General features: G+C 70.5%; 15 protein-coding genes. 5 read left to right on the top strand and 10 right to left on the bottom strand.

Annotated features, from left to right (window positions below):
• Positions 1 to 22: 22 nt before the first annotated feature.
• The 5 genes from map (at position 23) to U8D42_RS13765 (ending at position 5292) form a co-directional block, all read left to right on the top strand.
• Positions 23 to 880 carry a type I methionyl aminopeptidase gene (gene map / locus U8D42_RS13785; RefSeq protein WP_085242140.1) on the top strand — a complete coding sequence of 286 codons (858 nt, stop codon included), beginning with the start codon at positions 23 to 25 and terminating at the stop codon, positions 878 to 880.
• A gap of 79 nt (positions 881 to 959) precedes the next feature.
• The gene (locus U8D42_RS13780; RefSeq protein ID WP_322859990.1) at positions 960 to 2471 is read left to right on the top strand and encodes a cobyric acid synthase; all 1512 of its coding nucleotides are present in this window, start codon (positions 960 to 962) and stop codon (positions 2469 to 2471) included.
• A 129-nt stretch (positions 2472 to 2600) separates the two neighbouring features.
• Positions 2601 to 3152, top strand: a complete 552-nt coding sequence (locus U8D42_RS13775) for an alpha/beta hydrolase (protein ID WP_322860180.1) — start codon at positions 2601 to 2603, stop codon at positions 3150 to 3152.
• A gap of 21 nt (positions 3153 to 3173) precedes the next feature.
• On the top strand, positions 3174 to 4565 hold the full coding sequence (locus tag U8D42_RS13770; RefSeq protein WP_322859991.1) for a glutamine synthetase family protein: 1392 nt from the start codon (positions 3174 to 3176) through the stop codon (positions 4563 to 4565).
• A complete protein-coding gene (locus U8D42_RS13765; RefSeq protein WP_322859992.1) occupies positions 4546 to 5292 on the top strand; it encodes a gamma-glutamyl-gamma-aminobutyrate hydrolase family protein in 747 nt (248 codons plus the stop codon). The genes U8D42_RS13770 and U8D42_RS13765 overlap by 20 nt, the downstream gene beginning before the upstream one ends.
• Here U8D42_RS13765 and U8D42_RS13760 read toward each other — a convergent pair.
• From U8D42_RS13760 to hypF, 10 genes are all read right to left on the bottom strand, one after another.
• Entirely contained in the window at positions 5289 to 6167 is an 879-nt protein-coding gene (locus U8D42_RS13760; RefSeq protein WP_085242095.1) for a PPE domain-containing protein, read from the bottom strand. The two genes, U8D42_RS13765 and U8D42_RS13760, sit on opposite strands and share 4 nt — an antisense overlap.
• Before the next feature lie 149 nt (positions 6168 to 6316).
• Positions 6317 to 6772, bottom strand: coding sequence for a hypothetical protein (locus tag U8D42_RS13755; RefSeq protein ID WP_322859993.1), 456 nt, complete (start codon positions 6770 to 6772; stop codon positions 6317 to 6319).
• Between the two features lie 105 nt (positions 6773 to 6877).
• Positions 6878 to 8014 (bottom strand): alkaline phosphatase family protein, encoded by a 1137-nt coding sequence (locus U8D42_RS13750; protein WP_322859994.1) that lies wholly within the window; start codon positions 8012 to 8014, stop codon positions 6878 to 6880.
• A 78-nt stretch (positions 8015 to 8092) separates the two neighbouring features.
• Positions 8093 to 8809, bottom strand: a complete 717-nt coding sequence (locus tag U8D42_RS13745) for a DUF6390 family protein (protein ID WP_322860181.1) — start codon at positions 8807 to 8809, stop codon at positions 8093 to 8095.
• A 32-nt stretch (positions 8810 to 8841) separates the two neighbouring features.
• Positions 8842 to 9981 carry a hydrogenase formation protein HypD gene (gene hypD, locus U8D42_RS13740; protein ID WP_085242092.1) on the bottom strand — a complete coding sequence of 380 codons (1140 nt, stop codon included), beginning with the start codon at positions 9979 to 9981 and terminating at the stop codon, positions 8842 to 8844.
• A gap of 11 nt (positions 9982 to 9992) precedes the next feature.
• A complete protein-coding gene (locus U8D42_RS13735) occupies positions 9993 to 10265 on the bottom strand; it encodes a HypC/HybG/HupF family hydrogenase formation chaperone (RefSeq protein ID WP_067921005.1) in 273 nt (90 codons plus the stop codon).
• Between the two features lie 41 nt (positions 10266 to 10306).
• Complete coding sequence (gene hypE / locus U8D42_RS13730) at positions 10307 to 11419, bottom strand: hydrogenase expression/formation protein HypE (protein ID WP_322859995.1); 1113 nt, start codon at positions 11417 to 11419, stop codon at positions 10307 to 10309.
• Complete coding sequence (locus U8D42_RS13725; RefSeq protein WP_090423023.1) at positions 11416 to 12096, bottom strand: D-sedoheptulose-7-phosphate isomerase; 681 nt, start codon at positions 12094 to 12096, stop codon at positions 11416 to 11418. The genes hypE and U8D42_RS13725 overlap by 4 nt, the downstream gene beginning before the upstream one ends.
• A complete protein-coding gene (locus U8D42_RS13720; protein WP_322859996.1) occupies positions 12093 to 12815 on the bottom strand; it encodes a HypC/HybG/HupF family hydrogenase formation chaperone in 723 nt (240 codons plus the stop codon). Before U8D42_RS13720 ends, U8D42_RS13725 begins: the two co-directional genes overlap by 4 nt.
• On the bottom strand, positions 12812 to 15169 hold the full coding sequence (hypF, locus tag U8D42_RS13715; protein ID WP_322859997.1) for a carbamoyltransferase HypF: 2358 nt from the start codon (positions 15167 to 15169) through the stop codon (positions 12812 to 12814). Before hypF ends, U8D42_RS13720 begins: the two co-directional genes overlap by 4 nt.

Here is a 15169-nt window from a genome sequence, read left to right as displayed (position 1 = left end):
CGGCGTGATTAAGCTGGTCGGCATGCCCGCTCGCACCGCGCTTTCCCCCGGAGAGTTGTCCCCGACTCTGCCGGTGCCCAGCCGTATCGCCCGTCCGGAATACGCCTGGAAGTCCACCGTGCGCGAGGGCAGCGAGCCGTGGGTGCAGACCCCGGAGGTGATCGAGAAGATGCGGGTCGCCGGCCGGATCGCGGCCGGCGCGCTGGCCGAGGCGGGCAAAGCGGTGGCGCCCGGGGTGACGACCGACGAACTGGACCGGATCGCCCACGACTACATGATCGACCACGGCGCCTACCCGTCCACGCTGGGCTACAAGGGCTTCCCGAAGTCGTGCTGCACGTCGCTCAACGAGGTCATCTGCCACGGAATCCCCGACTCGACCGTGATCGAAGACGGCGACATCGTCAACATCGACGTGACCGCCTACATCGACGGGGTGCACGGCGACACCAACGCGACCTTCCTGGCCGGCGACGTCTCCGAGGAACACCGGCTGCTGGTCGAGCGGACCCGGGAGGCGACGATGCGTGCGATCAACGCCGTCAAGCCGGGCCGCGCCCTGTCGGTCGTCGGCCGCGTCATCGAGGCTTATGCGAATCGGTTCGGGTACAACGTGGTTCGTGACTTCACCGGACACGGCATCGGCACCACCTTCCACAACGGGCTGGTCGTGTTGCATTACGACCAGCCCTCGGTCACGACGGTCATGCAGCCGGGGATGACATTCACCATCGAACCGATGATCAACCTCGGCGGCCTGGACTACGAAATCTGGGACGACGGCTGGACGGTGGTCACCAAGGACCGCAAGTGGACCGCGCAGTTCGAGCACACGTTGCTGGTGACCGACACCGGCGTCGAGATCCTCACGGTTGCGTGACACGCCCACCGCGAGCAGACGCAAACTCGCATGCTTTCCGCCTGATTGATGCGAGTTTGTGTCTGGTGGCCGAAATAGGGTGAGCGGGGCGCTGCTGGTCGCCGGCACCAGCTCCGACGCCGGGAAATCGGTGGTGGTCGCGGGCCTATGCCGGCTGCTGGCGCGCCGCGGCGTTCGGGTGGCGCCGTTCAAAGCGCAGAACATGTCCAACAACTCGGTGGTCACCGTCGACGGCGGCGAGATCGGCCGGGCCCAGGCGCTGCAGGCGCGGGCGGCGGGGTTGGAGCCCAGCGTGCGGTTCAACCCGATCCTGCTCAAACCGGGCAGCGACCGGACGTCGCAGCTGGTGATCCGGGGCCAGGTCGCCGATTCGGTGACCGCGGCAAGCTATGTGCGGCATCGGGATCGCCTCGCGGGGATCGTTGCGGCCGAATTATCGTGCCTGCGTGAAGAATTCGACGCAGTCATCTGTGAGGGTGCCGGTTCGCCAGCCGAAATCAATCTGCGGGCAACCGATTTAGCCAACATGGGCCTGGCCAGGGCGGCGAACCTGCCGGTGATCCTGGTCGGCGACATCGACCGTGGCGGGCTGCTCGCGCACCTGTTCGGGACGGTCGCGGTGCTCGAGCCCGGCGACCAAGAGCTGATCGCGGGCTTCGTGGTCAACAAGTTCCGCGGGGATCCCGCGCTGCTGGAGCCCGGGCTGCGGCAGCTGCACGAGATGACCGGCCGCCCGACCTACGGGGTGCTGCCCTACGCCGACAAGCTGTGGCTGGACGCCGAGGACTCGCTGTCGGTGGTCGCGCACCGGGTCGTCGGCACCCCGGCGCCGCCGCGCGGGCGTGACTGGCTGCGGGTGGCCGCGATCCGGTTGCCGCGGATCTCCAACTCCACCGACGTCGAGGCGCTGGCCTGCGAACCCGGCGTCCTGGTGCGCTGGAGCACCGACCCGGCCGACCTGGCCGGGACCGACCTGATCGTGCTTCCCGGGAGCAAGTCGACCGTGGCCGATCTGGCCTGGTTGCGGGATCGCGGCCTGGCCGAGGCGATCACCGCGCACGCCGCGGCCGGCAAGCCGGTGCTGGGTATCTGCGGGGGTTTCCAGATGCTGTGCCGGCGCATCGACGACACCGTGGAATCGCGGGCCGGCGAGGTCGCCGGGCTGGGGCTGTTGGACGCCGACATCGCCTTCGGCGAGGCCAAGATTCTGCGCCGGTGGCCGCCGCCGCTCGCCGGATACGAAATCCACCATGGCCGGGTGACGCGGTGCGCCGAACAGACCTGGTTCGGCGTGGAGGGCGGCCGAGACTGTCAACCACACGGCGTTGCGCGCGGCGCGGTCTTCGGCACGCATTGGCACGGGCTGCTCGACAACGACGACTTCCGCCGGGCGTGGCTGACCCGGGTCGCCGCCGCGGCTGGCCGCGGCGGGTTCGTCGTGGCCGACACCGACGTGGCCGCGCGACGCGACGCCCAACTCGACCGCATCGCGGATCTGCTGGTTGCGCACCTCGACGTCGACGCGGTCCTCGGGCTGCTCGACGGTCCGCCGCCGCGTCGGCCGCACCTCGCAACTCGGTTGCGGCCCTGAGGTATTCGTCGTGTTGTCGCGTGGCGGAAGCGGAATTGACGGCGACGCAATCCCGTTGATCGCGCACGGATGTTGAAGAAATCGTCGCGCGCGCAGGCCGATCGGTTGTAGCGTGCGTAGGTGCCCTCCATGATGACCACGCTCGACGGGTTTCCCGTGCCGGTGTCCGTCGCCGGCCCCGAGCAGGGCGTCGTGGTCGTCATCCTGGGCGACGAGGAACGCGCCCCCGCCGCGTACGACGCGGTCTGCGAGCGTCTGCACACCGCGTCGCTTCGCACGGTCGTCATCGGTCTCGACCCGCGCCTGACCCCGAAGTCGGTGGTCGGCATCCTCGACGCGCTGGCCATCGGGTGGGCGGTGGTGGTGGGCGACCGCGCCGGCGGCGACCTGGCCTGGGAGCTGGCGGCGACGAAGCTGGGCCGCTTCGTCGGCCTGGTGGTGATCGACCGCGGGCATCCGCGGGTGGCCGGCCGCGAGGGCGTCGTTCGCGACGAGCATTGCCCGCCGGTGGAGATCGGCACCACGGTGCTGTTCAGCTCGCCGGCCGCGCGCGCGGTGGCGCGCGCCAGCCAGCAATACGTCTACGCCGAATACCGCGTGGTGCACCTGGGCAGGCGCACCGTGCAGGAGTCGACCGCACAGTTGGCCGCCGAGATCGTATTGCGCACCAGTACCTGGTAGGGCCCTGGTCGACTTGCGGTCATGGCCAGGAAGGAAGTCGCTGTGACCCAGGTTTCGCCTACGCTCTCGTTGGCCGCGCTTGAACAACTCGTCGGTGTCGGCGGGTTGGACACGGTCATCGTTGCGTTCGCCGACATGCAGGGCAGGCTCGTCGGTAAGCGCGTGGCCGCCCGGTTCTTCATCGAGGAAGTGGCCACACGGGGAATCGAGTGCTGCAACTATCTGCTCGCCGTCGACGTCGACATGAACACGGTGAGCGGCTACGCGATGTCGAGCTGGGACACCGGCTACGGCGACATGGTGATGACTCCGGACCTGTCCACGCTTCGCCTGGTTCCCTGGCTGCCCAACACGGGTCTCGTGATGGCCGACCTGAGTCGGGTTGACGGCGGCCCGATTACCGTGTCACCCCGCGCCATCCTGCGTCGCCAACTCGACCGACTGGGCGAGCACGGATTTCTCGCCAACGTCGCGACAGAGCTGGAATTCATCGTGTTCGACGAGCCGTATCGCCAGGCGTGGGCCTGCGGGTACCGCGGGCTCACCCCGGCCAGCGACTACAACGTCGACTATGCGATTTCGGCTTCGTCGCGCATGGAGCCGCTGCTGCGTGACATCCGGCAGGGCATGCAGGGCGCGGGCCTGCAATTCGAGGCCGTCAAAGGCGAATGCAACAAGGGACAGCAGGAGATCGGCTTTCGTTATGATGAAGCGCTGGTCACGTGCGACAACCACACCATCTACAAGAACGGCGCCAAAGAGATTGCCGGTCAGCACGGCAAGAGTCTGACCTTCATGGCGAAATACGATGAGCGGGAAGGCAACAGCTGCCACATCCACCTCTCCCTGCGCAACCACGACGGCTCGGCGGCGTTCCCCGACGCCGGCCGGCCGCATGGCATGTCCGCGACGTTCAGCAGTTTCGTCGCCGGTGTGCTGTCCACGCTGCGTGAGCTGACGCTGTTCTATGCGCCGAACATCAACTCCTACAAAAGATTTGCTGATGGCAGCTTTGCGCCGACGGTTGTGGCATGGGGGCTGGACAATCGCACCTGCGCCCTGCGCGTCGTCGGCCACGGGTGCGATACCCGGGTGGAGTGCCGGGTCCCCGGTGGCGACGTCAACCCGTACTTGGCGGTGGCGGCGCTGATCGCCGCAGGGTTGTACGGTATCGAGCGAGGCCTCGAGCCGCCCCCGCCTTGCGCGGGCAACGCGTACGAGGAGACCGGCGCTGAGCGGCTGCCCAGTACCCTTGCCGAGGCGGCCGCCTTATTCGGCGAATCGGCGCTTGCTCGCGAGGCCTTCGGCGACGACGTTGTCGCGCATTATCTGAACAACGCTCGCGTGGAGGTGGCGGCTTTCAACTCGGCGGTCACCGACTGGGAGAGGATGCGTGGTTTTGAACGCCTCTAGTCCGGGACCGATCGTGGGGCTGACGGCCTACCTGGATCGTGCGCAGATGGGTGTATGGGATATCTGCGCCGGTGTGTTGCCGGCCAACTATTTTCAAGGCGTCACGATGGCCGGCGGCATCGCGGTGCTGCTGCCCCCGCAGCCGGTCGACCCGGACATCGCCAACCGGGTGCTCGATCGCCTGGACGGTCTGGTGATCACCGGCGGCTACGACCTGGACCCCGCCGCGTATGGCCAGCAACCGCATCCGGCCACCGATGAGCCGCGCGCCGCCCGCGACGCCTGGGAACTCGCGCTGTTGCGCGGCGCGCTGGACCGGGGGCTGCCGGTGCTGGGCATCTGCCGCGGCGCGCAGGTGCTGAACGTGGCGCTCGGCGGAACCCTGCACCAGCACCTGCCCGACGTGCTCGGGCACGACGGGCATCGCGCGGGCGAAGGGGTGTTCACCAGGTTGCCGGTGCGCACGGTCGCGGGCACCCGGCTGGCGGCGTTGGTGGGGGAGTCCGCCGACGCGGCGTGCTACCACCACCAGGCGATCGACGAAGTCGGTGCGGGCCTGGTGGTCAGCGCCTGGGATCCCGACGGCGTGGTCGAGGCGCTGGAGCTGCCCGGGGACGCGTTTGTGCTTGCGGTGCAGTGGCATCCGGAACAGTCGTTGGACGACTTGCGCCTCTTTGCCGCCGTGGTGGGCGCCGCGCGGGCGTACGCGGGGCTGAGTCGGCGCTAGGCGACCGTTCCGTGGTAGACGGCCGCCGGTGCGGCGGCCGCCACCCAGGCCGGGGGCACCGACAGCGCCCCGACCGACGTCGCGCCGCCGGGCCGCGCGGTCGTTCCCGCCCGACCGCCGCCACGCCGGTCGGGCAGCAGGCACCGCACTGCCGCCGCCTTGTTGAGCGAATTCAGGTAGGCGATCGCCACACCCGAGGGCGCCGTCAGCGAGCTGAGCTTGGACAGGGGGCACGTCACCGACGCGAGCGAGACGTCGAACGTGGTCAGCGGCGACTCCGACAGCGCGCGCAGGGCGGTGGGAACGGCCGAGATCAGCTGCCGGCCGGCCGACACCACCTCCGGCGCGGACTTGAGCGCCCAGGTGCCTTCGGTCACGCGGCCGGGCGGCGTGGTGAACGGCGTGAGGACCGCGGCCTGCGCCGAGGCCCCGGCGTAGGCGTACATGGCCGCGGCGTCCTGGGCCCACATCCGGTCGTAGTCGGCCTCGGTGTCGGCGATCGCCGGGCCGGCCAGCCCCAGCGCATCCGCCGAAACCAGCGAGCCGCGCAGCGCTCGGTTGGCGCCGATCTCCGACGGCGGAACGGTCGCCGCCAGAGCCGTTTCGGCGGCCTCCGCCGCCGCGGCGGCCTGGGTGGCCGCTTGCGCGGCGCGTATCGCGGTGGTGTTGAGCCACTCGGTGTAGGGGATCGCGCCCGGCGGGCCCTCCCATCGGGCCAGCAGCTTCGAGGTGACCGCCCGGTAGTCCGCGACCGCGGCGTGCAGTCGGTTGGCCAGCAGGGCCCAGGCCGCCGCTGCTTCTTTCATCGGTTTCGGTCCAGGACCGGCATGCAATTGCCCGGAGATGATCTCCGGCGGGAGCGTCGTGAAATTCATTGATCTCTGCCTAACGACGGCGGTATCGGCGCCCAATGGGGCCGGTGCGAGCATGTGGACTCTTCTGTTGGGACGTAGGCCGAAGGGTTACGGGCCTCACTGCACGCGCGGCAGTGCAACGACGGCGGCAGCCGCCGGCGACGGATCCCTCAGCAGCGAGCGATGCAGAGCCGCGTCAGCAGGTCCCGGTCGGGCGGAACCGCCCCGGGATCGCGGGAGGGTGTGCCGGGCGCCCAAAATGCCGCGGCCGCAAACGAATCCGGCAACGGGGACCCGATTGATGGAGGTATCAAACGCGCCCACGTCGGCGGCCGGTCCCGCGTCATCCACGCGCGCTTGGTGAATTTGTTGTGATGTGTCGGAGCCGAGCCGGACGAAAAACGCGGTGCGACAGCGCTGGCGCCGTGCGCCTGCACCGGCGCCGCGTCTGCGCCGGCGTGGACGGTCTGAGTGGACAGCGCCGACGCCTGCGGCACTCCCACACCGGCCACCGCGGTCCCGCCCGACGACCAGCCCGCGGTGACCGCGCCGAACAGGCAGATCGCCGCAGTGATCGCGATGGCTGACGGCCATCGCGAAACCCGGCAGGCGCCTCCGACTGTCACAGTGGCCCGAACCTACAACGCGAAGCTTGGACCGCAAGTCCAAACGAGCTGTGAAAACGGTCAAAATCCGGCGTGCGTCAGCGGTGGCCCTGCCCATCGGCAGCGCTAAGCGGCGGCGGACCTGAAGCCGATGAGCGGGATGGCCATTTCGGCGGGTGTCGCCGCGCCGTGAAAGCCGACGAGGCGGGCCGTTTCCGGCGGTTCGTGCCCGGTGGCCAGGACGGCGGCATCGCCCGTGCAGACGGCGACGACGTCGCCGATTCGCGCCAGATGTGCCGGACTGACCGGCCCGAACATCCCGGTGGCCACGGCCTGCTCCCGGCTGTAGACATTCGCCCTGCCGTCGAGCACTTCGCTCCAGGTGGCCTGCACGTCAGCCGCGGCGCCCGGCTGGGTGTGCAGGTATCGCACCCGCGGCTCGCCCGCGACCACGCGGACTCCCGCGCCCAGCCGCGGGTCGGTGTCGAGGTCGACCCGTGCGTGCGGCGGCACGTTGAAACCGCCGTGATCTGCCGTCACCAGCAGCGCCGCACCCGGCGGCAGCGTCTCGACCAGCCGGGTCAGCAGCGCGTCGACTTGGGCCGCCGCCTGGTGCCACTGGGCGGATCCGACCCCGAAGGCGTGCGCCGCGGTGTCCAGGGCGGCGGTGTAGCCATAGACCAGGCCCGGCGCCGCGTGCACCTCGTCGGCCACCTTCTGCGCGTTGTCGTCCGCCGGCTGGATCGGGCGGAATTCGGCGCCGCGGTACGCCGCGTCGGTCAGCCCGCTGCCCATGAACGCGGCCGGCAACACGGCGCGCGCGCTCACACCGGCCTCGTTGAGCCGCCCGAACCAGGTCGGTAACGGCTGCCACTGGGCGTGCGGTGGGTCGTCGCGCCACAGGATGTGATTGAGCACCCGGTCGGTGCCGGGAACGTTGAGCGTGAAGCCCAGAATCCCGTGCTCGCCGGGCTGCGCACCGGTGCCCAGGGAAACCAGGCTCGTCGGGGTGGTCGACGGGAACGTGCAGTTCAGCTCCATGAGGCGCCCGGTTTGCCCGGCCAGCACCGCGGCCAGCAGCGGGGCGCTGCCGGCCAGCTCGTCGAGCAGGTGCCAGCCCAGTCCGTCCACCAGGACGACCGCGACACGATCGAGTTGATCGGTCCCGCCGAGCCAGTCGGCCAAACCCAGCCTGTCGGCGGCGCCCGGCGCGCCGAGCAGTGCAGCGACGGACGGCAGCACGTCGCAGAGGGAACCGGGCACCGGGCCAGTCTGGCATGAGCCGACCGCCAATGGCGGCGACCAGGGGGACGTCGCGCGGCTTCCGCTGGACTGTGGCGATCACCGCCAGGCGTGCGCCAGTCGGCGGCTCGTCAGCCGCAGCTGGCGCTCGGTCCCGTCGGCCAGCGCGCGAACCTGTCGCGGCGACAACCGGCCGCACAGCCGCCCCCAGTGCAGCGCGACCTCGTCGCCGGCGGCCACGTCGGGGACCGCGCTGTACCCGTCGGTCCAGACGTCGAACACGCCGGAGGATGGTTCGGACAGCGCCAGCGCCCCGCCGTCGAAGGCCAGCGGGCGGCGCAGCACCTCGATCCGGTCGTGGTCGCGCGACACCACGGTCCCCCAGGTGATGCGGCAGTTGTCCAGCACCGTCAGGGGATGTTCGTCCATGCCCCGGCCCAGGAACCGCGTCCACGGATACACGCCGAACACGTGGAAGCTGTGGTTGGCGGCGGCCTCGCGGGCCAACTCGGGCGTCAGGTGCGACCAGTAGCGGCCCGCCTGCGGGCCGATGATCTCCAACAACGCCTCGAAGAAGTCCCGCGGGTCCAGCCCGGCGCCGACGCCACCGCCCAGCCAGTACGACTCCACCAGTCGGTAATCCAGCGGGTCCGCGATCCCGGTCAGCGCCGACAACACCCGCAGGTACGGCCACGCCCCGGAGAACCGCGTCACGGCCGTGCGCACCTCGTCGGCCGAACCGTCGCGCAGGGTGGCGCCCAGCGGGGGACCGCAGTAGCCCAGCGCGTTGGGCGCGTACGCGTAGCGCGCGAACATCTCCACGCCGCTGACCGGGCCGCCGGTGTGGGTCAAGGGCGCCCCACCAGCTTGACCGCATCCCGGTGCAGCCGGCCGAAGTTGTAGTAGGCCGCGCACGCCCCCTCGGGAGACACCATGCAGGTGCCGATCGGGGTCTCCGGGGTGCACGCGGTGCCGAAAACCTTGCACTCCCAAGGCTTGAGCACACCCTTGAGCACCTCGCCGCACTGGCACGCCTTGGGGTCGGCGACGCGCACCCCCGGCATCGAGAACCGCAGCTCGGCGTCGAACTCCGCGAAGTCGTCGTGCAGCCGCAACGCGCTCTGGGAGATGAAGCCCAGGCCGCGCCACTCGAAGTGGGGACGCAGCGCAAACACCTTGCCCATCAGCGCCAGGGCGGCCGGATTGCCGCCCTCGGGCACCACCCGCTTGTACTGGTTCTCCACCTCGCAGCGGCCCTCGCGGATCTGGGTGAGCAGCATCGCGACCGCCGACAGAATGTCCAGCGGCTCGAAACCGGCCACCACCAACGGCTTTCGGTACACCTCCGGCACGAACCGATAGGGCCGGTTGCCCACCACCGTCGAGACGTGCCCGGGCCCGATGAACCCCGACAGCCGCAGGTCCGGCGACTCCAGGATGGCCTTGATCGGCGGCACGATCATCACGTGGTTGCAGAACACGCTGAAGTTGGTCAGCCGCTGCTCGCGCGCCCGGACCAGCGTCACGGCCGTCGACGGCGCGGTGGTCTCGAAACCGATGGCGAAGAACACCACGTGCTTGTCGGGGTTGTCGAGCGCGATCTTCAGCGCGTCCAGCGGCGAGTAGACGAACCGGACGTCGGCGCCGCGTGCCTTGGCGTCCAGCAGGCTGCCGTTGGACCCGGGCACCCGCATCATGTCGCCGAAGCAGGTGAAGATCACGTCGGGCTGGCCGGCCAGCCACATCGCGTCGTCGATGCGGCCCATCGGGATCACGCAGACCGGGCACCCGGGGCCGTGCACCAGTTCGACATTGTCGGGCAGCAGGTGTTCGATGCCGTGCCGGTAGATGGTGTGCGTGTGGCCGCCGCAGACCTCCATGAACTTGAACTGCTCACCGCCGGGGGAGTCGCTGCCGGCCAGCCGCCCGATGGCGCCCAGCAGCTTGCGGGCGGCGGCGGGGTCACGGAACTCGTCAACGAATTTCATTGTGCGCCTTCCTAGATGATGGCCGACGAGTCGAAGGCTTGGATCTCGGTGTCGTAGGCGTCGCCGAGTTTCTTGACGGCGGCCAGGGTGAGCAGCGCTTCGGTCTCGTCGATCTTGGCCATCGCGAACCCGACGTGCACCAGGACCCAGTCGTCGGGCTCGGGCATGTCGTCCTCGAGCAGCCGGACGCTGATGGTGCGCTGCACGCCGCTGACATCGACCTTCGCCAAATAGTTGGCGGGATCGGTGATCTCAACGATCCGGCCTGGAATCCCCAGACACATGTGCGGCCTCCCTTCCTTTCTGGTGGCGACCCCGCTACGCCCTAGCAGATCCGCGGCAGCGGGTCACCGACCAGCATGTCGACGATCCGCGTTCCACCGAATCCTGTTCGCAGCACCACGCTTTCGGCGGGTTCGGCGACGATTTCCCCAACCTCGGCCGCGTCGGCACCCAACGGATGCGAGCGCAGTGCCTCGAGCCCGGCCGCCGCCTCCTCCGGCGCGACGACGGCGACGAACTTGCCCTCGTTGGCGACGTAGAGCGGGTCGATGCCGAGCAGCTCGCAGGCGCCGTTGACCGTGGGCGCCACCGGCAGTCGCTCCTCGTCGAGGAGCACCCCCAGGCCGCAGGCCTGCGCCAGCTCGTTGCAGACGGTGCCCACCCCGCCCCGCGTCGCGTCCCGCATCCAGCGGGTGGACGGCGCCGCGGCCATCAACAGCTCCACCAGCGGGCTGAGGCACGCGGTGTCGGAGGCGATGTCGGCCTCGATGGCCAGGTCGCCCCGCGCCAGCATGACCGCCATGCCGTGATCGCCCATCGAACCCGACAACAGCAGCTTGTCGCCCGGCCGCACCGACGCCGCGGACAGCGCGCGTCCGGCGGGGATGACGCCCGCCCCTGCGGTGGTGACGAACACGCCGTCGGCGGCGCCCCGGGGCACCACCTTGGTGTCACCGGTCACGATCCGCACGCCCGCGTCGGCGGCGGCGGCCGCCATGTCCGCGACGATCTCCTTCAATTCGGTGATGGGGAAGCCCTCTTCGAGCACGAACGCCGCCGAGATCCACGACGGCACGGCGCCGGCCATCGCGAGGTCGTTGCAGGTGCCGTGCACGGCGAGTGCGCCGAGCGAGCCGCCGGGGAACCGCCTGGGCTGCACCACGAACGAATCCGTGGACATCGCCAGGCGTTGGCCGCCGGGCAGCGGCAGGACCGCGCTGTCACCGAGCGATTCCAGCAGCGGGTTGCGAAACGCCTCCACGAACACCGCGTCCACCAGCGCCGCCGAGGCCTTGCCGCCGGCGCCGTGCGCCAGCGTCACGTGATTGTCGAGCAGGCGTGGGCGGCGCCTGCGGAACGACTCGATGCGCTCGATCACCTCGCCCTCGGCGAACCGCGGCCCCGACGACAGGTACTCACCCGCAGGCTTGTTCATGCCGCCCCCAGGCCCTGCTCGCCGCCGAGGTGTTGATGCACGCTCAGCCACAGCTGATAGCCGAGCAGCGCCTGCGATTCCTGGATGCGGTGCACGCTTTGCGAGCGAACGACGAAGCAGGCGTCCACATTCGGGTTGTTCGCGAACGCGCCACCGTCATAGCCGGCGAACCCGATGGTGTACAGGCCGCGTTGCCGCGCCTCGGCCAGCGCGGCGAGCAGGTTGGGTGAGCCGCCGCTGGTGGACATGGCGATCGCGATGTCACCGGCCCCGGCGCGGGCGATCAGCTGCCGGGCGAACACCAACTCGAACCCGACATCGTTGCCCAGGGCGGTCAGGATGGCCTGGTCGGTGGTCAACGGCCACGCGGGCAACGGCTTGCCGACCGGCGGCCGGGCGAACAGCCTGGCCAGGGTGGTCGAATCGGTGCAGCTGCCGCCGTTTCCGAAGGTGAACATGCGTCCGCCCGCCGCGAAGCGCCGCGCCACCTCGGCGGCGGCCTGCCCCAGCACCGCGGCATTGGCCTCCAGCGTCGAGCGCCGCAATGCCAGGCTCTCGGCCGCTTTCGCCTGAGCCGACGCGGCCAGGTCGGCCAGCAGCGACCCGGGATCGTCCTCCTGCGCGTCGATGAACGGGTACAGGAAGTTGGTGGGTTCGTCGCGGTCTTCGGGGCTCATTGTTCGCCCTCCTCGTCTTCCAGTCTGCCGATCGCCATGCCCGCGTGCACCAGAATCAGGTCCCCGGCATCCACCGGGTCGAGCAGCGTGGTCACCACGTTCTCGATGCCGCGCGCGGTGCGGACCGTGGCGTGCCCGTCGGCCGACGCCGTCACCGCCTCGGCCGGGCGCCCCTCGTCGCTGCAGGTGACGCAAACCGATTCGGCGCATTCGGGTTTGAGCAGGCCGGGGTGCTCGAAACACACGTGGGTCAGTTCCCACAGCAGGTGATAGAACAGCACGAAGCCGCCCGTCGCGGGGACCCGCGGGTCGGGATCGTCGAGCCACAACACGTGATCGGCCATGCCCGGCGCGGGGTGTTCGCCGCTGCCGATCCAGATGGTGGTGGCGCCCCATGCGGGGGCGCGCCGCATCACCGAGCGGACCTGCGCCTCGTCCGCACCCGACACCGCGACCACGATGTCACCCGGCCGCACGGACACCCGGACCAGGTCCACCAGGTCCGGTCCGGTCAGCGCCACCGCGGGCAGGGCCCGTTTGCCCATGATCACCGGGTGGACGAACTCGACCGCGATGTGCAGTGCATGCGGTTCCCACGACGGCGCGATCGACCACATGGTGGCGCCGGCGGCGAACCGCTTGGCGAGCGTGAACGCGGTGGCGGCGAGGTCGTCGGCCAATTCGGCGCCCAGGCCCCGATCGATGGCTGTGGTGGTCATGACTCGGTCCCCCTCGACGCGCTCAGCACGGAGATCGCGGCCTGCCCCAGCGCCAGCCCGCCGTCGTTGGGCGGCACGGTCCGGTGGGTCAGCACCTCGAATCCTGCCAGCTGCAACCGCTGACGACACGCGTTCAGCAACAACACGTTCTGGAATACCCCGCCGGTGAGGCCCACCAGCCGGGTCGCGCCGGCCACCTGAGCGACCACCTTGGCGACGGCGTCCGCGACGGCCTCGTGGAACGCCGCCGCCAGCAGCGCGGGCCGCGTGCCGGCGTAGAGCGCCGACACCAGGGCCTGCACCATGGGGGCCGGGTCGATCACCCCGTCGCCGCGCACCGTGAGCGGCAGCGACGGCCCGGCCTTGGTCGCGGCCGACTCCGCCAGCGTCTCCAGCTCGATGGCGGCCTGACCCTCGTAGTCGATGCGGTGGCGGACGCCGAGCAGCGAGGCGACCGCGTCGAACAGGCGGCCCATGCTCGAACACGGCACGCAGCCGGTTCCCGTCTCCAATTGGGCACGGGTGAACCGTAATTCGTCGCGGGTGGCCGCCGCGACGGGGGCCAGGTCGGCGGTCCAGTCGATGCCGGCGGACCACAGCTGCGACAACGCCATCCGCCATGGGTTGCGGACCGCCGCGTCGCCGCCGGGCAGTGGCACTGCCAACAGGTGGCCGGCCCGGACGAATCGGTGACTGTCGTCGCCGAGCCGGAGGATCTCACCGCCCCAGACGCTCTGGTCGCATCCGTAACCCGTGCCGTCGAAGGAGACCCCGATGACCGGTTCGCCGATACGCCCGTGCTCGGCCAGCAGCGACACCACGTGCGCGTGATGGTGCTGAACCAGATCCAGCGGCCGGCCGTCCGCGTGGCGCTCCGCCCAGCTTCGGGTGTGATACCCCGGATGCAGGTCGGCGGCCAACCGCGCCGGCTCACCGCGAATTTCGCTGAGCTGGCGCACCGCCCGTTCGAACGCGCGCAGCGTCTCCCAGCTGGACATGTCACCGATGTGCCCGGACAGGTAGGCGCGCGAGCCGTCGGTCAGGCAGAACGTGTTCTTCAACTCCCCGCCGACGGCCAGCACCGGCGGGCCCGCGACGTTCAGGTCGACCGGCAGCGGCGCATAGCCGCGGGACCGACGGATCGGCAGTTCGGCGTCACCGACGATGCGCACCACCGAATCGTCGCACGGGACATGGATCGGGCGGTCGTGGTCGAGGACCGCATCGCACAGCGCCGGAAGGCGTTGTGCGGCATCGTCATCGGTGAAGCAGATGGGCTCGTCGGATCGGTTGGCGCTGGTGAGCACCAGCGCGTCGGGGGGCCGGCCGGCCGCGCCGGGGACGGGCGCCAGCAGCAGGTGATGGAGGGGGGAGTACGGCAGCATCAGGCCGAGCAGCGGGCTGCCGGGCGCGACGGCGTGGGCCACCGGCGCGGAGTCGTCACCGGTCCGCCGCCGCAGCAGCACGATCGGGCGGGCGGGACCCAGCAGCGCCGCGGCCTCGGCGTCGCCGATGTAGGCGTAGCGGCGCGCCACCTCGAGATCGCGGACCAGCACGGCGAATGGCTTGGCGCCGCGGGCCTTTCGGGTGCGCAGCGCGCCGACCGCGGCGCCGTCGCTGACCGTGCAGGCCAGGTGGTAGCCGCCGACGCCCTTGATGGCGACCACCGCGCCCGCGGCCAGCGCGCGCTGGGCGGCCGCCAGCGCGGCGTCCGCCCCGTCGATGCGCTCGGCCGCCGACCGGAACCACAGGGACGGGCCGCAGTCGGGGCAGGCGATCGGCTGCGCGTGGAACCGGCGATCCGCCGGGTCGTGGTATTCGGCGGCGCAGCGCTCGCACATGGCGAACCCCGCCATGGTGGTGGCCGGGCGGTCGTAGGGCAGCTCGCGGATGATGGTGAATCGCGGTCCGCAGTTGGTGCAGGTGATGAAGGGGTGGCGGTAGCGCCGGTTGCGCGGGTCGAAGAGTTCGGCGACGCAGTCGTCGCACACCGCGATGTCGGGCGGGATCGGTGTCGTGGCGCCGGCGACGGACCGGCTGTCCACGATCGAGAACCCGCCCTGGCAGCCGGCGTCGGCGGCGAGTTCGTGGACGCTGACGTTGCTGATCCGGGCCAGGGGCGGCGCGTCGGCGCGCAGGCGCCGGCCGAATTCGGCCACGCGCGCGGGTTCGCCCTGCACCTCGAGGAAGACGGCGCCGGAGTCGTTGCCGACGAAGCCGGACAGGCCGAGCTCGGTCGCGATGCGGTGGACGAAGGGCCGGAAGCCCACCCCCTGGACAACACCGGTCACGGTGAAGCGCTGCCGAACCCGGGAAGAGGGGTCATGCCGCAGCAGCAGGGGGGACGGGGTCAT

The sequence above is a fragment of the Mycobacterium europaeum genome (assembly GCF_034555895.2).
GTDB classification, from domain to species: domain Bacteria; phylum Actinomycetota; class Actinomycetes; order Mycobacteriales; family Mycobacteriaceae; genus Mycobacterium; species Mycobacterium europaeum.
The sequence above is the reverse complement of the archived record's forward strand: the minus strand, read 5'-3'. Positions and strand labels throughout refer to the sequence as shown.

Coding starts and splice junctions, on each gene's coding strand:
- map (WP_085242140.1), top strand. CDS start 23: ATGCCCGCTCGCACCGCGCTTTCCCCCGGAGAGTTGTCCCCGACTCTG.
- U8D42_RS13775 (WP_322860180.1), top strand. CDS start 2,601: ATGATGACCACGCTCGACGGGTTTCCCGTGCCGGTGTCCGTCGCCGGC.
- U8D42_RS13770 (WP_322859991.1), top strand. CDS start 3,174: ATGGCCAGGAAGGAAGTCGCTGTGACCCAGGTTTCGCCTACGCTCTCG.
- U8D42_RS13760 (WP_085242095.1), bottom strand. CDS start 6,167: ATGAATTTCACGACGCTCCCGCCGGAGATCATCTCCGGGCAATTGCAT.
- U8D42_RS13745 (WP_322860181.1), bottom strand. CDS start 8,809: ATGTTCGCGCGCTACGCGTACGCGCCCAACGCGCTGGGCTACTGCGGT.
- hypD (WP_085242092.1), bottom strand. CDS start 9,981: ATGAAATTCGTTGACGAGTTCCGTGACCCCGCCGCCGCCCGCAAGCTG.
- U8D42_RS13735 (WP_067921005.1), bottom strand. CDS start 10,265: ATGTGTCTGGGGATTCCAGGCCGGATCGTTGAGATCACCGATCCCGCC.
- hypE (WP_322859995.1), bottom strand. CDS start 11,419: ATGAACAAGCCTGCGGGTGAGTACCTGTCGTCGGGGCCGCGGTTCGCC.
- U8D42_RS13725 (WP_090423023.1), bottom strand. CDS start 12,096: ATGAGCCCCGAAGACCGCGACGAACCCACCAACTTCCTGTACCCGTTC.
- U8D42_RS13720 (WP_322859996.1), bottom strand. CDS start 12,815: ATGACCACCACAGCCATCGATCGGGGCCTGGGCGCCGAATTGGCCGAC.
- hypF (WP_322859997.1), bottom strand. CDS start 15,169: ATGACCCCGTCCCCCCTGCTGCTGCGGCATGACCCCTCTTCCCGGGTT.